The sequence below is a fragment of the Amycolatopsis keratiniphila subsp. keratiniphila genome (genome assembly GCF_001620365.2).
Taxonomy (GTDB): Bacteria; Actinomycetota; Actinomycetes; order Mycobacteriales; family Pseudonocardiaceae; genus Amycolatopsis; species Amycolatopsis keratiniphila.
This window is the reverse complement of sequence record NZ_LQMT02000025.1, coordinates 49,162-65,098: the sequence shown is the minus strand read 5'-3', so window position 1 is coordinate 65,098 and position 15,937 is coordinate 49,162. Positions and strand designations below refer to the sequence as shown.

Genomic DNA, 15,937 nt, shown 5'->3' with positions numbered 1-15,937 from the left:
ATGCCCTCGTCAGCCTTGCGCCGCGCCCTGACCGAGCCCGGTGAGCCACCGCTTCGCCCGTTGCCGGACGAGGTGAGCGGACTGCTGGAAGAGCTGGCCGCACCTCCGCGGCTGGCCGCGCATCTGCGCGCGGTTCACGACGTGACGTGTTCACTGGCCGACTGGCTGGAGAAGCAACACCCGGAAGTGGTCTTCGACCGTGAAGAGACCCTCTTCGGCGCGGCCGTCCACGACATCGGCAAGACGATCCACCGTGAAGAGTTGTCCGGGCCCGGCTCCGCTCACGAGCAGGCCGGTTACGAACTCCTCGTCTCCCGAGGAATCGCCGAGAGCCGCGCGCGATTCGCGCGGACACACGCCGTTTGGAGGGCGGACGTCGGTGTCGAAGATCTCTTGGTGAGCGTCGCGGACAAGGTGTGGAAAGCGAAGCGGGTCACCGATCTCGAACAGGCCCTCATCGAGCGTCTTGCCGTCGCGACCGGACAGCCGCCGTGGCAGATCTTCTCGGGGCTGGACGACGTCCTCGACCGGATCGCGGCCGGCGCCGACGGGCGGCTGGCCTTCCAAGCGAGCCATCCCGTCGGCGACCGGCCTCAGACGGCACGGGGAAGCGGATCCGGGTGATATCGCCGGAAAGCGGGTGCGGCGGTACCCGGCTCGCCGTGCAGCCAGTCGTAGAGGAAGCGGAACTCCGGGCCGAACCGGTTCGCCTCGGCGTTCAAGCTTTCCGGTGACGTCGAGGGCCAGCGACCGGTTTCGACGCGGTCCCGCAGCACACGCAACGCCATCAGTTCTTCCGCGGCGGTGTGCTGGCAGTGCCCGCCCCGGTTGACGAACAGTTGCCGGATCCGGCCGGGATCGACGCGGTCGCCGTACGTCCGCTCGTGTTCGGGGGCGACGCCGTCGCCGATCGGATGCAGCGTGACGACGGGCTGACGGCCGCGCCCGGTCGGGGTCCCGACACGGCCGAGCCATCGTTCGGCGGCCTTGTCGGCCTCGATCCCGGGTGCGGCCGCGAGCCGTGCCAAGTCGGCGCCGAGGTCCAGGCCCGCGTCACGGTAGGCCTGGTGCACGAGGCCGCGTTCACTGGACCGGGCGAGCAGGCCGCGGTAATCCACACCGGTGTTCCCGGTCGGATTCCCGCCGGCCTGCCTCTCCAGATCGGCCCGGTGCGCACCCCAGGCCAGCTGGTCGTAAACCGCCTGGACGAACTTCGTCTGCTGACGGATCTGCTCGGCGACATCGGTGGAACGGGGATGATGTGCCGTCGACCAGCCGGGGACGTCGGCGAACGCGTTGGCGAGAGCGAGCCGCGCCCGTCCATCGGGTGATTCCAGCGCCTTCACGATCACCTGATGGGCTTTCGCGAGATTCACCCCGGGGTCGGCGATGCGGACGACCTCCAGTTCGGGCGCCAGCAGCGTCCGGACCGTGAACCCCAGATCGAGCGCCTGGCCGAACAACGCGGAACCACCCGCGACGGGACCGCACATCGCCAGCGCGCCGTCGATCCGGTGCGGGAGCCGCTCGGACAGCAGGACCGCGTTGAGCCCGCCGCCCGAAGCTCCCCAGGTGAGCACCTGCTCCGGACGCCCGACGTTGCGGTCGAACCAGGACAGCAGCGCCGTCTGATCGTGAACGGCTTCACGGGCCGAGAAGCCGTTCGGCTTGCTGTAGAGCGACGCGGCCAACGCGTACCCCTCGCCGAGGAGAACGGGTTTCGCCTCCGCCCGGTTGGCGAGTTCGATTTCCTCGGGAACGTGGCCCGGCGGATAGATCCCGTGGTTGTACAGCAACAACTTGCCGTTCCAGTTCGACGGCACCTCGACCCGGTAGCGGGCACCGTCGATCGCTCCGGTGTGCACACGGACGTCGTCCACGCCGATCGCGGGCGCACCGGTGACGATCAGCGCGGCGGCCAGGATTCCTGTCAATGTCATGGCGGAAATGCTGGCAGCGCGAGGCTTCGCGGGAATCCGTCGAGACGCGGCTTCTCGCCTACGCTTCCCGGCGTACGAGCTCTTCCGCCAGCTCGACGACGATCCCCTCCGGGCCGCGGACGTAGCAGAGCCGGTAACTGTCCTCGTACCGCACCAGCTCGCCGACGAGGGTGCCGCCATGCCGCAGCAACCGCTCGAGGACTTCGTCGATGCCTTCCACCGAGAACACCAGATGACGGATGCCGGGCGTGTTCACCGGCGTGTGCGGATCGGCTTCCGGCCCCTCCGGCGTGTGGTACTTGATCAGCTCCAGCCCACCGTGGCCGTCCGGCGGCCGCAGCATCGCGATATCCGTCCGGACCCCGCTCAGCCCGGTGATGCGATCGACCGTGTCCCCTTCGAGCGACGCCTCGCCTTCCAATTCGAGCCCCAGCTCGGTGAAGAACGCTTTGGCCGCTTCGAGATCGTGGACGACGACAGCGACCTGTTCCAGCTTCTTGAGCGTCATGGCGGTTCCTTTCAGGCGCTCTGACGGCGGATGAGCTCTTCGACGGCGGTGGGCAGCGTTTCCTCGAAGTCGATGAGCTTGACCCACGTCGGGGTCATCACGATGCGGACCATGCTCTCGTAGAGCGACTTCACGTTCTCTTCCCACTCGGCTCGCTGCTCCGGCGTCATCTCGTAGGTGCCGTTCCACCGCAGGTACTCGTCGGGGATGCCGTCGACGTGGTCCAGCTCGACGGTGCCGCGCAGGAGCAGGATCTTCGGCGGATGCGATTCGGTGTCGATCGTCAGCGCGACGGCGGGATTGCGGCGCAGCGAGTGCAGCTTCGGCGCGTTCGTCGAGGTGCACATGACGATCTCCTTGCCGTTCCAGTGGATGCCGATCGGGATCGCCCTCGGTGTGCCGTCGGACGCGGTGTAGGCCAGCCGGCCCAGGTCACGCGCCAGGAGCTCCTGGCTCAGCGGGCGGTTCAGGATCTCGTCGATCGCGCTCTGCTGCATGTCTCTCTCCTCGGGTCGTCGTCTTCGCGGACACCCCGGGGACGCCGCTGTCCGCCGCACTTCGACATCCCGAACTGTGACCTGCATCACTTCGCCTTTAGCGGGCTAAACGCGATCTGTTTGTCGAAAGCGCCCCTGGCCAGGCGTCGCTCTCATAAGACACAAGAGAGAGGACAGTCATGGCGAAGGAATCCGAGGTCCGCTTCGAGGGCTTCCTGCCCACCACCCCCGCCGACACCTGGGCCGCGATCACCACCGCCAGCGGTGGGTGGCTCTGGCCGATCCAGTACGAACCCCGTGACGGCGGCGCCGAGTCGGGCCTCACCCCCAACGGCGGCATGGTGACCGTCTGGAAGCCGTCGCGGCGCTTCGTCACGTACGCGGAAGACGAGAGTGGCTGGTTCAACACGCTCGAATACGTCCTCGAACCCAAGGACGGGGGCACGTACCTGCGCTACGAGCACACCACCGTCCTCGACGACTGGGACGTCGAGTACGACGCGTGCGAGCAGCACACGGCGTTCTACTGCCACTCGCTGGGCGAGTACCTGACGCACTTCAACCGGCGTCAGGCGAAGTACTTCAAGGCCGACGCCCCCGAAGCGTCGAAGGCCCCGGAGGCGTTCGAGACCGTGAGAGCGGCGCTAGGCGCGAAGGCCGTGGGCGACCGGGTGCATCTCGAAGTCGCCGGCGTCGAAGGCGTCGTCGACTACCTGACGCCGGCCTTCATCGGTATCCGGACCGAAGACGCGCTGTACCGCTTCTACGGCCGGAACGTCTGGGGCTGGCCTGTGGGCATCGGGCACCATCTGTTCGCCGAAGACGCCGACGCGGACAAGGCCGAGAAGGCGTGGACAGCCTGGCTGAACGGCCTGTACGCCTAGCGGGGCAGGTTCTTCACGAGTTCGGCGCCCACGGATTTCGCCACTTCGGCGGACTCCGCGGGCGGGATCGGCGAGTTCGTGAAGAACCCCTTGTCCCAGCCTTTGTAGGTGACGAGGACGACGTACACGCCCTGGATGACCCGCAGCTCGGCGCCGCTGAAGGCGCTGTCGGTGTCGAGGGAGACGAGGACCGCCTTCTCCCCGATGCCCTGCACCTGCTGCTGGCGCTCGGACGGCGCGGCCGATCCGGTGGACGACTCGGCCGCGCGCTTCTCGGCGTCCGGACCCTCGTGGCGGTACACCATGACCTGGAGGGCGCGGTCGTGGACGTTGTCGCTCTCCGGCGGCAGCCAGGAACAGCCCTGCTGTTTGGTGACGATCTCGCCCGCTTTGATCTCGTTGTCGCGAACGCCCTGGAAGCTGGTGGTGAACGTCTTGTTCAGCAGCTCCGGGGAGATGGCGCACTCGGCGGGCGGCTGCTGCGAGACCGGCGCCTTGCCGACCGAGGCGTAGTACTCCGACCCGAAGATGGCGCCGGGGATGCCCAGCCCGAGAAGGACCACGACACCCACGATCACGCCGACGATCAGCCCGGTCTTTTTCTTCTTGGGCGGTTGCCCGTAGCCGGGCGGGCCGTAGCCGGGCGGCGGACCGTATCCGGGACCGGCGGGCGGGCCGTAACCCGGCTGCTGCCCGTAGCCCGGCGGGCCTCCCTGCCCAGGTGGCGGGCCGTAACCCGGCCCCTGGCCGTACCCCTGCGGCGGCTGGTGCACCGATCCTCCCCTGGCGACTCACGTACGTCCGCGTCGCGTTTAGCCCGCTAAAGGCGAACCGGGGGTGCGGGAGGGGGCGCAGGGGCACTGGCTAGGTTGTCGTGGTGGTTTTTCAAGGAGGTCGACAGATGGCTCGTCTATTCGGTACCGACGGCGTACGTGGCCTCGCCAACGAGGAGCTGACCCCGGAGCTGGCGCTCTCTCTCGCCGCCAGCGCCGCCCGCGTCCTCGCCGCCCACGACCGTTCGCACCGCCCGGTCGCGGTCGTCGGCCGTGACCCGCGCGCCAGCGGCGAGATGCTCGAGGCCGCCGTCGTGGCGGGCCTCACGTCCGCCGGCGCCGACGTGCTCCGCCTCGGCGTCCTCCCGACGCCCGCCGTCGCGTATCTGGTCGGCGCGCTCGAAGCGGACCTCGGCGTGATGATCTCCGCCTCCCACAACCCCATGCCCGACAACGGCATCAAGCTCTTCGCGGCGGGCGGCCACAAACTTCCCGACGGGATCGAAGACGAGATCGAAGCCGGTCTCGCCGCCCCCGTCACCCGTCCGACCGGCATCGGCGTCGGCCGGGTGAAGGACGTCCCCGACGCGGGTGACCGCTACGTCCAGCACCTGCTGTCGGCCACCCCGCACTCGCTCGAAGGCCTGCGCGTCGTCGTCGACTGCGCCAACGGCGCGTCCTCGTTCGCCGCCCCCGACGTCTACCGCAAGGCCGGCGCCGAGGTCATCGCGATCCACGCAGACCCGGACGGCGTGAACATCAACGAACACTGTGGGTCGAATCACCCGGACGCGTTGCGCGCGGCCGTCGTCGAGCACGGCGCCGACCTCGGGATCGCGCACGACGGTGACGCCGACCGCTGCGTCGCGGTCGACGCCTCGGGTGAACTCGTCGACGGCGACCAGATCATGGCCGTCCTCGCGCTCGCGCTCGCCGAGACCGGCGAGCTGACCAAGAACACCCTGGTCGCGACCGTGATGAGCAACCTCGGCCTGCACCTGGCGATGCGTGCCCACGGCATCGACCTCGTCACCACCGCCGTCGGCGACCGCTACGTCCTCGAAGAGCTCCGCGCGAGCGGGTTCGCGCTCGGCGGCGAGCAGTCGGGCCACGTCGTCCTTCCCGCCTACGCGACCACCGGCGACGGCCTCCTCACCGCGTTGCGGGTGATGAGCCGCATGGCGTCCACCGGCAAGTCGCTCGCCGACCTCGCCGCCGTCATGAACCGCCTGCCGCAGGTGCTGGTGAACGTCCCGGTCGCGGACAAGGCGGCGGTCGCCGTCTCGGCCGCGGTCCGTGACGCCGTCGGCGCCGTCGAAGCCGAGCTCGGCGAAGAAGGCCGGGTCCTGCTGCGCCCCTCGGGCACCGAGCAGCTGGTCCGCGTCATGGTCGAGGCCCCGGCACACGACACCGCGCAGGCGGCCGCGGACAGGCTCGCGGGAGTCGTCTCCTCAGCCTCGTAAGCCCTCTCACGTTCTCCCCAAGTCGCTGCGCTGCGGTTACCGGCCCGGTACATTCCGTGTGCAAGGAACGGCACCGGGAGGGCTTGGGCCACGTCTGATCTCCGACGCAGATCGTTGCCCAGGGTGAGGGGGGAGACATGGCCGGCGGCCACAAGGTCGATCCGCAGGCGTTGACGCAGGCGGCCAAGGCACTGAGCGACATTCCGAAGCACGCTTTGGAACAGCCATTGGCCGCGGTCAAGGACATCCAGCTGATCGCGATGGACTTCGGACAGGGACACCAGGACAGCTACGGTCCGTACCGGCCCGCCGTCACGCGGCTGGCGAACATGGCCGACAGCTATCTCAAGGCCGCTGACCTGTTCGCGCAGAAGCTGACCGCCTCGGGTGGCAAGTACGAGACCAACGAGGCCGACACGAGCCAGGCCGTGAAAGCGAGCGGCCGGTGACCGCCAAGGAAGAGGACGACCTCCCGACCCGGGCAGAGGTCGAGCAGATCATCAACGACGAGCGGATCCCGTGGGACGTCCGGCGTGATCTCGCTCTCCAGTACATCGACTACATCGAAGACGAAGACCCCGATGAGGTCGGCTTCGCCAGCGACGAGGACAAGAACGGTTTCCGTGACGCCGTAAAGGCGCAGATGAAGATCAGCGAAGGCGATCTCAACGGGAACAACTTCTGGGGCGGGATGCTGTCCGACGTCCAGGTGATCAACAGCCTGGAAGAAAGCGTTCAGGTCGCGTACGGCAACGCCAAGGGCTATGTCGACAAGTTCGCCGAAGAAGAACGCCAGGCGAACCAAAAGGCCAACGCCGACGCCAGGGCGGGCCTCGATCAGATGGCCTCCAAGGCGACCGCCACCAATCCCGCCGCGGAGACCTCGGATCAGATCCTGGACTTCGGCAAAGCGTCGTTCCGGAACATCGAGATCTTCGTCCCGCTCTACAACCGTTCGGTCGCGGCGGTGCATTCCGGCGCGCCTGCCGACATCAACCAGCTGCGTGAGTTGTACGACCAACAACGGAAGATCCCGTTCGGGAAATTCGCGGCCGGTGCCGACGAGTTCACGAAGCTGAAGGAAGCGGTCGCCACCTCGTCCGCTGACGTGTCCGGGGAGATGAACAAGAACCTCGGAGGCTGGGAGGGGGCCGCCGCCGACCAGGCGCGGACCTATCAGCAGAACTACGAGGCCAAGACGAAGGTCGTCGCCGACGGCGCGGAGCACGCGGCCGTCGCGATGATGACGGCGGCCGGATCGGTCGCGAAGTTCTGCCGCGACAAAGCCGACTGGATGATCAAGGCGTCGTGCGACCGGCTCGGTGAGGTGACCGCGCAGGATCTGGATCGGATCATCCGCATCGCGGAGCTCGGCGACAACGCCAGCCAGGACGACTTCAAGCACTGCTCGAAGTTCCTCGACCAGCAGTCGCGCGACATGATCAACGACGAAGACTGCGACCTCGACGACGACACGATCCAGCACATCATCGGACAGGTCAAAAACTACCTGTCGGGAACCTTCAATCCGTTCTACTCGAAGTACCTGAACGACTTCCGGACCATGTGTGCCAACACGCACACCGCGGTGGCCGGGGCTTGGCAAGGGCTGACCGATTTCTTCAGCCAGCTCGAGGAGAACCCGTTCGTCAATCTCGACGCGGCCGCCGGGACCTCAGGCGATGGGTTCAAGACCGGTGGCGGCCAGGAGAACGGCGGCGGGCACACCGGCGGCCCTGGCTCAGGACCCGGAAGCGGTGGCGGCGGCAACACCACGCCGATCGGCGACGCGAAACCTCCCGCCCCGCCGGCGCCGCCGAGCCCTCCGGACCCGAACATCAACCCCGTCACGGAGAAGCCGCTCGAAGTCGATCCGGAGACCGGCGAGGCGTACCCGATCGATCCGCGCACCGGAGAGGCGGTCAAACCGGACGGCCCGGAATCCGTCACCGTCGAGCAGGGCGATCACAAGATCTCCATGGCCGAGCCCGGCAAGGACGGCAAGATGGGGATCTCGGTCGACGACGGTTCGGGGCAGCAGAAGGAGTACAAGCTCGACTTCGGCGACCCGCGGCCCTTGGCGGACGACACTCCGAACCGCGGACCCGGCGGCGACCCGGCGGCGGGCGGCGCGATCCATCGTGACACCGCACAGCGACCGGACGCTCCGCGTGTGGAAGACCAGGCGTTCAAGCCCGGCCCGGACGGCAAGATCCACATCGAGGACGGTGCCCTCAAGATCACCGCGGAGCGGCCGGACGGTCCGGACGGGCCCACCCGGGTGACGGTCGACGACGGCAGCGGCAAGCCGACGACGTACACCCTTGGTGAAGAGAATCCAGCGGCCAAGACGGCCGCAGGAGCCGGTGGTGGCGCCGCCGAGGCTCGTCCGGACGCCGCTGTGCCGGGCGGCAGGCACGCCGCCGAGCCCGTTTCCGGCCAGCCCGTGGAATCGGCGGCGAGGGATCACGCGACGGCACAGGCCGCTCCGGAACCTGCGTCGCAGGGGGACGCCCAGCCCGCGCGAACACACGACGTTCCGGCTTCCGGCGCGGTCGAAGTCCCAGCGGCCGCCACCGAGCAGACCACACCGGCCTCGGAGTCGACGTCGCCGCAGTCTCTGAGTAACCCCTTGGGTGACGACGGTGGACTCGGCGAGATCTCCGATCCGGCGGGTGCCGGCGGCGGCGCGTCCACCTCCTCGACGTCGGGGCTCGGCTCAGCGCCCGGCGGAGGTGGCGACCAGGCCGCCGCCATGAGCGGTGGAATGGGCATGATGGGCGGCGGCATGATGGGTGGTGCCGGCGCGGGCGGCAGCGGTGGCGAGGACCAGCAGCGTTCCTCGAGTGGTTACCGCGTCGACGGCGGCCTCTTCGACACTGCGACGTCGAGCAGCCGGATCAGCGGTTCCCTCGACGACGACGGTGTCATCGGGTTCCGCTAGCGGCCGGTATCAGCGAGGGAGGACTGACCGTGGGTTCCGAGGACGCGCTTGCCGCGATGAAGAGCAGATTGGCGAATCTGGAGAGTGAGAACTCCGCCAGGATGGCCCTGCTCGACAAACGTCGTGAGGAGGCACTCGCCGAGGCCAAGGAGAAGTTCGACAAGCAGTCGAAGATCCAGGGCGGCGTCATCGTCCGGCTGCAGGAGCGCAACCGTAAGGCCAAGGCCGCGGGTGGCTGGGCGACCGAGTCGACGCTGAGCGAGAAGGTCGAGGACGACGGCGACTTCGGGTTCGAGGAGGACGAGGCCGAGAACGAGCGTCGGGCCGGGTATCGGACGGCCGAGGAGCCGCCGGTCGCGTACCGGCCGCCTGCTCCTCCGGCGCCGGCACCTCCTCCGCCGCCACCGGCACCCGCGCCGGAGGAGCGTCCGGCCGGGCGGCACCGGCGGGCGGCGGCCGCGCGGGGTGACGACGACGATTTCGCCAACACCGACTGGCTGGCGACCTGAGCGGTCAGGTTCGCAGCGCCACGACGGCCCGCTCGACGCCGTGGAAGACGGCGTGCGTCTTGTATCGCACGTCTTCGGCGACGTGGTCGGGAGTCAGGATCTCGGCGAGGGCGCGAAGCGCGACTTCACCCTCGGCGACCGCGACCCGCGAGCCGGGACAGGTGTGCCGGCCGAGGCCGAAGGCGAGTTCGGCGTCGGGACCCAGCGGGATGGCCAGTTTGTCCCCGGTCGTGAAGTCCTTGCCCGCCAAGGAGAACGGTGTGGTCACGCGGCGGGCGGCGAAGCGGGTCGGGGCGATTTCGTGGATCAGGCCGCGTACGTCGTCGAGAACGTCGGGGCGGCGTAGGAGTTCGAGGCCGGCGAGGGCGAGGAAGTTCATGGAGTTCTCGTACGCCGCGTGGGCGAGCATGACCGGCGTGATCATCAGCTCGTCTTCGGTGATCCGGCCCGCTTCATGCGCTTCGCGGAGCAGCGCCAGCCCGCCGCCTTCGACGGCCGTCGCCTTGAGGAAGAACATCGCGACCCTCAGCGCGGCGGTGTCGGCTCTGGCGGGCCCGCCCGACCAGACGTCGAGGTTCGCGGCGGTCTCCGAAAGGTTCGTCAGGAGCTTCTCGCCGAGTGGCTCGACCGTGCCGAGCACGGCCTCCGTCACCCTGGCCGCCGCGGGCCTGGCGAAATCGGCCACCAGATCGAACCGCCGGAGCGACTTTAGCGGGCTAAACGCGATCCGGAGGTCGGCGAGCACGGCGTCCGGAAGCGGCTCCACCAGGGCGATGACCTCCTTGACGACCGCGCGCAGCCGCCGGTGGTCCGCGCCGTCCATCAGCAGGAGATTCGGGGTCTCGGCCGCGGCGCCGCCCGGGTTCGAGCTGAGTTCGCGGTCGCGCAGGGCCTTGATGCGATCCGCGGGATCGTCCAGCACGAAGAAGTCGTCCACATTCGTATGATGCCCATGCCGCGTCCGGAGGATGTGCCAGTGCGCTCAGAAGTGCCCGAAGAAGTTCTGCGGACCCCGCTCGTGCGGCGGCTGCTCGAACGCGCCGACGTCGAGCGCCCGGCGTACACGCACCTCGATTGCTCGAACCGGCATGAGCCCGTCGAGAACACGCTGACCTGGGCGGAGCTGCTCGTCCACGTCCGAGCGGTCGCGGCGAAGCTGCGTGAGGTCATCCGGCCGGGAGACCGCGTGGCGATCACGGCGCGGCAGGACCTCTCTTACGTCGTCGCTTTCTTCGGCGCGTTGTACGCCGGGGCCGTCGCGGTGCCACTGTCCGCTCCGGACGTCCGCGCTCACCGCGAGCGGCTGGTCGGGGTCCTCAACGACTGCGACGCCGACATCTGGCTCACGTCGGAAGCGTTGGTCGGGCGGCTGACGGAGTTCGCCGAAGCCGAGCCGGTTCCGGCGCCCCGCGAGATCATCGCCGTCGACACCCTGCCGGCGGATCCGGCGGACCGGTCGCTGCCGTCGCCGGTTTCCCCCGAAGACCCGGCCTACCTGCAGTACACCTCCGGCACGACGCGATCACCGGCCGGCGTGATCGTCACGCATCGGGCCTTGTCGGCCGCTTGCTGGCAGATCTGCGACGCCTACGACGTCGACGAGCGCACCACGTGCGTCGGCTGGATCCCCTTCTTCCACGACATGGGGCTGGCGCAACTGCTCGCGGGGACGATGCATTCCGGCGGCCGGACGGTGTTCATCGCGCCGCTGGAGTTCATCCGGCGGCCGGAGCGCTGGCTGCTGCTGATGTCGTCGTATCCGAACACGCTCACGGCGGCCCCGAACTTCGCGTACGACCTGGTGACCGAGGCCGTGCCGGAGGCGAAGCGCGCCGAGTACGACCTCTCGACGGTGTCGATCGCGCTCAGCGGCAGTGAACCGGTCCGGGCGGCGACCGTCCGGGAGTTCCTCGCCGCATACGAACCCCACGGCTTCCCGCGTGGCGCGTTCCGGCCGTCCTACGGTCTGGCCGAGGCCACGGTGTACGTCGCCAGCGGCGATTCCGACGGCCCCGTGGTGGCCGAAGTGGACGGCCGGGAGGTCGTCGAGATCGGCCGGCCCAGGGGGCAGCGGGTCCGCGTCGTCCCCACGCCGGATCGCGTTTTGCCCGCTAAAGGCGACGCGGATCGCGTTTTGCCCGCTAAAGGCGAAGTGGGCGAGATCTGGGTCAAGGGGCCCAACGTGGCGGCCGGGTACTGGCGGCGTCCGGACCTGACCGCCGAGGTGTTCGACGCCGAACTCGACGGCGAGGGCGGCTGGCTCCGCACCGGCGACCTTGGCGCGATCCGCGACGGCAGGCTGTCGGTGACCGGCCGCATCAAGGATCTGATCATCATCGACGGCCGTAACCACAGCCCCCACGACATCGAGGAGACAGTCGCCGCCGCGCATCCGCTCCTCGGTCCCGAACGGGTCGCCGCGTTCTCGGTCGACGGTGACGAAGGCGAGGGTGTCGTCGTGGTCGCCGAGCGCGCCCGGAAGGCCCCCGACTTCGACGAATCCGAGATCGAGCGGGCCGCCACCCGTGCCGTCGCCGAGCGGCACGACGTGCGCCTCCGCGCCTTCTTCCTGGTGAAACCCGGCGGCCTGCCGCGGACCTCCAGCGGCAAGGTCGCGCGTTCCGCGGCCAGAACGCGGTACTGGACGGCGGATGGGACAGAATCCCCCCATGGCAGCTGACGGGAGCGAGTACGTCGACGAGATCAAGGCCCTCGTCTGCGAGACCTTCGACGTCGATCCGGAGACCATCGACGAGAACACGCCCTTCGCCGAGATGGGTGTCGACTCCCGGCGCCGCGTCCGGCTCCTGGCGACCGTCGAGGTGGAGTTCGGTGTCGACCTCGACCTCGACGAGCTGGACCGCCTTGTCGACATCCGGGGCGCGGCGACCGTGCTCGCCGAAGCCGTCGAGGCGGGCGCGAAACCGCGAAAACGCGGTCTACCAGGCTTCTTGCGCCGAAATCGTTTGAGTTAGCAAAGGTGTGAATGTCCCTGCGGTCCGGATGACCGGTGGGTACATTCTGTGTGCATATGCGACGGCACCTGATGCCGCCGGCGTGCGTCGTAGGTAGGACAACGAGGCGGATACAGCGGGACGAAGGGGGCACCGGTCATGCCGGACGGGGGCTACAAAGCCGATTCAGAGGCGATGCTCACGGCGTCGACGTCGTTGGAGCGCGCGGCTGAGAAAACGACGTCCGAGGCGGGGAAGGTGGGGCCGACCCAGGTCGGGCCCGAGAACTTCGGCCGGGTCCACAAGGACTACCAAAAGGGCTACGCCACCGGGATTCTCGCCATTTCCGACGCGATGAAGGGGTACGCGGGCCAGCTCACCCAGCTCGCCGGCGGAGTCAGCACCGCGTCGACCCGCTACACCTCGTCCGACCAGGCGAACGCCGCGGCTGCCAACAAGGCGGGAGCCCAGTAATGAGTCAACCGACGCAGGCACAGATCAATGAGATGCTGAACGACCCCTACGTCACTCAGGGCACCAAAGACGCCTTGATGCTGCCGTGGAACAGGGAAGAGGCCTACAAGAAGGCCGTCGCCGAACGTGACGCGAACGCGGCCGGGGACAAGAAGCAGGCGGCCGAAACGAAGCAGGCCGACAAGGACCTCGACGCCATGTCCCGGCCCGCCGCCGGGGGTTCGACCACCAAATCCGACCAGGTGCTCGACCTCGGAAAGCCGGCGCTGGACTTCTTCTCCGACTGGGCCGAGCAGGTCTGGAACAAGATGCCGGAGAAGTCGGGCGAAATCAGCTACAAGACCGACATCTGGGACCGGTTCCACGAGAACCGTGAGATCAATTTCCAGAAGATGTTCGACGAGGTCGAGGATCTCGCCGACGCCAAGAAGATCGTCGAGCAGACCCAGAAGGACGCGTCTTCGGCGCTGACCACGCTCTTCCACGATTGGAAGGGCGAGGGCGCGACGGCCGCGAAGGTCAAGTACGAGCAGCGGATCCAGCCTGACGCGAAGGAACTCATCGCGCAGATGGACGGCGCCATCAAGCTGGTGCCTTCGACCATCGACAAGATCTACAGCGCGCTCAAGCTGAAGGTCGACGAGACGCTGAAGCTGCGGGTCGACAAGGTCGCGACGGCGCCCCTGTACATCGCGAAGCAGGTCGTCGACATCGCGAACGGCAAGGTCGACTCCAAAGAAAAGCTCATGGACGTCGCGTACTGGCTCGACTCCGCGTGTCCGGGCAACAACCTCGCCGAACGGCTGCGTCACGACGACTGCAAGCTGAACGACGAGAACAAGGACTACGCGATCGGGGCCGCGAAGCAGTGGCTGAAGGGTTCGTTCGCCACCGAGTTCGGTGAGCGGTACGAGAACTTCAAGAAGCTCTGCAAGAACGCGACCGAGACGATCAACACGCAGTACCACGAGCTCTCGCGGTTCATGGAGGACTACACGAACCCGTTCCCCGCGCCCGGCTCCGAGAAGCCGCCCGCCGACGACGGCAAGGGCAAGGACAAGGGTGGCGGCGGTGACACCGGTGGGGGCACCGGCGGCGGAAGTGGCACCGGGAGCGGCGGTGGAAGCGGGAGCGGCGGCGGTGCCAGCACCCCGCCTGCCGCCACGGTCCCCGAGACGCCGAAGCCGGAGGAGAAGCCCGCCGAGGGCACGAACCCGGTCACCGGCAAGCCGCTGGAGATCGACCCCGAGACCGGCAAGCCGTACCCGATCGATCCCTCGACGGGTGAGGCGATCAAGGACGGCATCGACGGTCAGGACACCATGACCGTCCAAAAGGGCGACAACAAGATCGAGATGACCGAGCCGGACAAAGACGGCAAAATGGACATCAAGGTCGACGACGGTAAGGGCAACGAGAAGGACTACAAGCTCGACTTCGACGACCCGAAGGGCGAGGACGGCAAGCCCGGCGAAGAGGGCAAGGACCTCAAGGAAGGCGAGTTCGGGCCGAAGGGCACCGTCAAGGAAGGCGAGCCCGGCCCCGACGGCGTCTACCGGCCCGGCCCGGACGGCAAGATCCACATCCAGGACGGCAACCTCAAGATCACCGCCGAGCAGCCGGACGGCCCGAACGGCCCGACCGTGGTGACCGTCGACGACGGCAAGGGCGAGCCGACCACCTACACCCTCGACGAAAAGGGTGAGAAGAAGGAGCTCAAGCCCGGCGAAGACCTCAAGAACGGTCTCGACGACCGGAATCCCGGCAACCCGCAGCCCGGCAAGACCGACGACATTCGCACGATGCCCGCCCCGGCCGAGGGCGGGATGGCGCCCGCCGGAGGCGGCGGCAGTGGCTTCAGTGCTCCTGGCGGCGTCGAGGTCGGTGTCGGTGCCGAAGGGACCGCTGGAGTGTCCGCGGGAGCCGAAGCCGCTGGTGGCGGTGGTGCTTCGGGTGTCGGAGCCGATGGCACCGCGCCGGCCGCGAGCGGCGGCGGAGGCGGTGGCAGCTTCGAAGGTGCGCTCGGAAGCCCCATCGAGGGTGCTTCTTCGGGGGCGCTGAACGAAGCCGGCTCGCTGGAAGCAGGAATGCAGTCCGGAGGCGGCGCGCAGCCGGCCGGGGCCGAAGGCGGTCTCGGGATGGCTCCCGGCGGGATGGACCCGGCGCCCGCGGGTGCCGGCGGTGCCGGAAGCTCGCCCGCCGGAATGGGCGGCATGATGGGTGGCATGGGCGCCATGGGCGGCGCGGCAGGCGGTGGCGGGGGTGACACGCAGCGCGGGTCGAGCCAGTACCGCGTCGAGGGTGGCATTTTCGAGACCAGTGGTGCGGGCGGCCGGATCAGCGGATCGCTCGACGACGAGGGTGGCGACCGTTCGATCAGTTACGAGCGATGATCGCCTGACCGGGGAACGAGGGAGGACCGATGAGCGCTGTCGACCGGCTGGCGGCCGCCATGTCCAGGCAGGACGCCGCCATCACGGAGCAGTTGGAGCAGCGCGGGCTGCGGGAGCGGCATCTCGCCGACGCCAAGGCCCAGGCGGTGGAGACCATGCAGAAGGACGCCGCCATCCACGACAAGTACGCAGCTCACATGCAGGAGCTGGGGAAGCGGAGCAAGGAGGCGGGTGGCTGGCTGACCGGCAAGACGACCGCCGACCGCAGCCACACCATCGGCTTCGACATCGAGGACGACGAGAAACCGGACGCCCGGTTCGCCGAGTTCGGTGCGCGTCCTGACGCGTCGCGGCCGGCTCCGCCTCCGCCGCCTCCTCCGGTCGCCCCCGGGGTGCCCGGGATGCCGACGACGGTGGACGTCCCGCCTGCGGCGCCGACGCCCGCTCCGGGTGCCGCGGCGCCTGAGGCACCCGGCACGCCCGCGCGTCGTCGTGGTCGTCACGCCCGTGATGACAAGGGCTTCGACGACGACGACTTCTCGAACAACTCTTGGATGGTCGACTGACCTGCTTCGGCACCGGATCGCGTTTAGCGGGC

Annotated in this window: 16 protein-coding genes; 11 read left to right on the top strand and 5 right to left on the bottom strand. The window is 68.6% G+C overall.

Annotated features, from left to right (window positions below; all coding sequences use genetic code 11):
• Window positions 1-624 (top strand): HD domain-containing protein, encoded by a 624-nt coding sequence (locus AVR91_RS26445; RefSeq protein ID WP_063271347.1) that lies wholly within the window; start codon window positions 1-3, stop codon window positions 622-624.
• On the opposite strand, the gene AVR91_RS26440 is transcribed toward AVR91_RS26445, so the two are convergent.
• From AVR91_RS26440 to AVR91_RS26430, 3 genes are read right to left on the bottom strand one after another with little or no spacing between them, the layout of a single operon-like run.
• Window positions 594-1,940, bottom strand: a complete 1,347-nt coding sequence (locus AVR91_RS26440; RefSeq protein ID WP_063271346.1) for a hypothetical protein — start codon at window positions 1,938-1,940, stop codon at window positions 594-596. The genes AVR91_RS26445 and AVR91_RS26440 overlap by 31 nt on opposite strands.
• A 58-nt stretch (window positions 1,941-1,998) precedes the next feature.
• Window positions 1,999-2,448, bottom strand: coding sequence for a VOC family protein (locus AVR91_RS26435; RefSeq protein ID WP_063271345.1), 450 nt, complete (start codon window positions 2,446-2,448; stop codon window positions 1,999-2,001).
• A gap of 11 nt (window positions 2,449-2,459) precedes the next feature.
• Window positions 2,460-2,945, bottom strand: coding sequence for a pyridoxamine 5'-phosphate oxidase family protein (locus AVR91_RS26430; RefSeq protein ID WP_063271344.1), 486 nt, complete (start codon window positions 2,943-2,945; stop codon window positions 2,460-2,462).
• Window positions 2,946-3,124: 179 nt separating this feature from the next.
• Between AVR91_RS26430 and AVR91_RS26425 the strand changes: the two genes are divergently transcribed.
• On the top strand, window positions 3,125-3,829 hold the full coding sequence (locus AVR91_RS26425; protein WP_063271343.1) for an SRPBCC family protein: 705 nt from the start codon (window positions 3,125-3,127) through the stop codon (window positions 3,827-3,829).
• On the opposite strand, the gene AVR91_RS26420 is transcribed toward AVR91_RS26425, so the two are convergent.
• Entirely contained in the window at window positions 3,826-4,602 is a 777-nt protein-coding gene (locus tag AVR91_RS26420) for a hypothetical protein (protein ID WP_063271342.1), read from the bottom strand. The genes AVR91_RS26425 and AVR91_RS26420 overlap by 4 nt on opposite strands.
• Before the next feature lie 128 nt (window positions 4,603-4,730).
• Between AVR91_RS26420 and glmM the strand changes: the two genes are divergently transcribed.
• From glmM to AVR91_RS26400, 4 genes are all read left to right on the top strand, one after another.
• A complete protein-coding gene (gene glmM / locus AVR91_RS26415; RefSeq protein WP_063275127.1) occupies window positions 4,731-6,065 on the top strand; it encodes a phosphoglucosamine mutase in 1,335 nt (444 codons plus the stop codon).
• A gap of 137 nt (window positions 6,066-6,202) precedes the next feature.
• The gene (locus AVR91_RS26410) at window positions 6,203-6,514 is read left to right on the top strand and encodes a hypothetical protein (RefSeq protein ID WP_063275128.1); all 312 of its coding nucleotides are present in this window, start codon (window positions 6,203-6,205) and stop codon (window positions 6,512-6,514) included.
• Window positions 6,511-9,009, top strand: coding sequence for a WXG100 family type VII secretion target (locus AVR91_RS26405; RefSeq protein ID WP_063275129.1), 2,499 nt, complete (start codon window positions 6,511-6,513; stop codon window positions 9,007-9,009). Before AVR91_RS26410 ends, AVR91_RS26405 begins: the two co-directional genes overlap by 4 nt.
• A gap of 29 nt (window positions 9,010-9,038) precedes the next feature.
• Window positions 9,039-9,518, top strand: a complete 480-nt coding sequence (locus AVR91_RS26400; RefSeq protein ID WP_063275130.1) for a hypothetical protein — start codon at window positions 9,039-9,041, stop codon at window positions 9,516-9,518.
• 4 nt (window positions 9,519-9,522) lie between these two features.
• Here AVR91_RS26400 and AVR91_RS26395 read toward each other — a convergent pair whose 3' ends face one another.
• A complete protein-coding gene (locus AVR91_RS26395; protein ID WP_063275131.1) occupies window positions 9,523-10,455 on the bottom strand; it encodes a cytochrome P450 family protein in 933 nt (310 codons plus the stop codon).
• Window positions 10,456-10,470: 15 nt separating this feature from the next.
• On the opposite strand from AVR91_RS26395, the gene AVR91_RS26390 reads away from it, so the two are divergent.
• From AVR91_RS26390 to AVR91_RS26370, 5 genes are all read left to right on the top strand, one after another.
• Window positions 10,471-12,198 carry a fatty acyl-AMP ligase gene (locus AVR91_RS26390; RefSeq protein WP_063275163.1) on the top strand — a complete coding sequence of 576 codons (1,728 nt, stop codon included), beginning with the start codon at window positions 10,471-10,473 and terminating at the stop codon, window positions 12,196-12,198.
• Entirely contained in the window at window positions 12,188-12,493 is a 306-nt protein-coding gene (locus AVR91_RS26385; RefSeq protein WP_037332633.1) for an acyl carrier protein, read from the top strand. The genes AVR91_RS26390 and AVR91_RS26385 overlap by 11 nt, the downstream gene beginning before the upstream one ends.
• A 138-nt stretch (window positions 12,494-12,631) precedes the next feature.
• The gene (locus tag AVR91_RS26380) at window positions 12,632-12,946 is read left to right on the top strand and encodes a hypothetical protein (protein WP_016331125.1); all 315 of its coding nucleotides are present in this window, start codon (window positions 12,632-12,634) and stop codon (window positions 12,944-12,946) included.
• Complete coding sequence (locus AVR91_RS26375) at window positions 12,946-15,339, top strand: collagen-like domain-containing protein (RefSeq protein ID WP_063275132.1); 2,394 nt, start codon at window positions 12,946-12,948, stop codon at window positions 15,337-15,339. Before AVR91_RS26380 ends, AVR91_RS26375 begins: the two co-directional genes overlap by 1 nt.
• Window positions 15,340-15,368: 29 nt before the next feature.
• Window positions 15,369-15,905: a hypothetical protein gene (locus tag AVR91_RS26370; RefSeq protein WP_063275133.1), complete on the top strand. Its 537-nt coding sequence runs from the start codon at window positions 15,369-15,371 to the stop codon at window positions 15,903-15,905.
• Window positions 15,906-15,937: the final 32 nt, after the last annotated feature.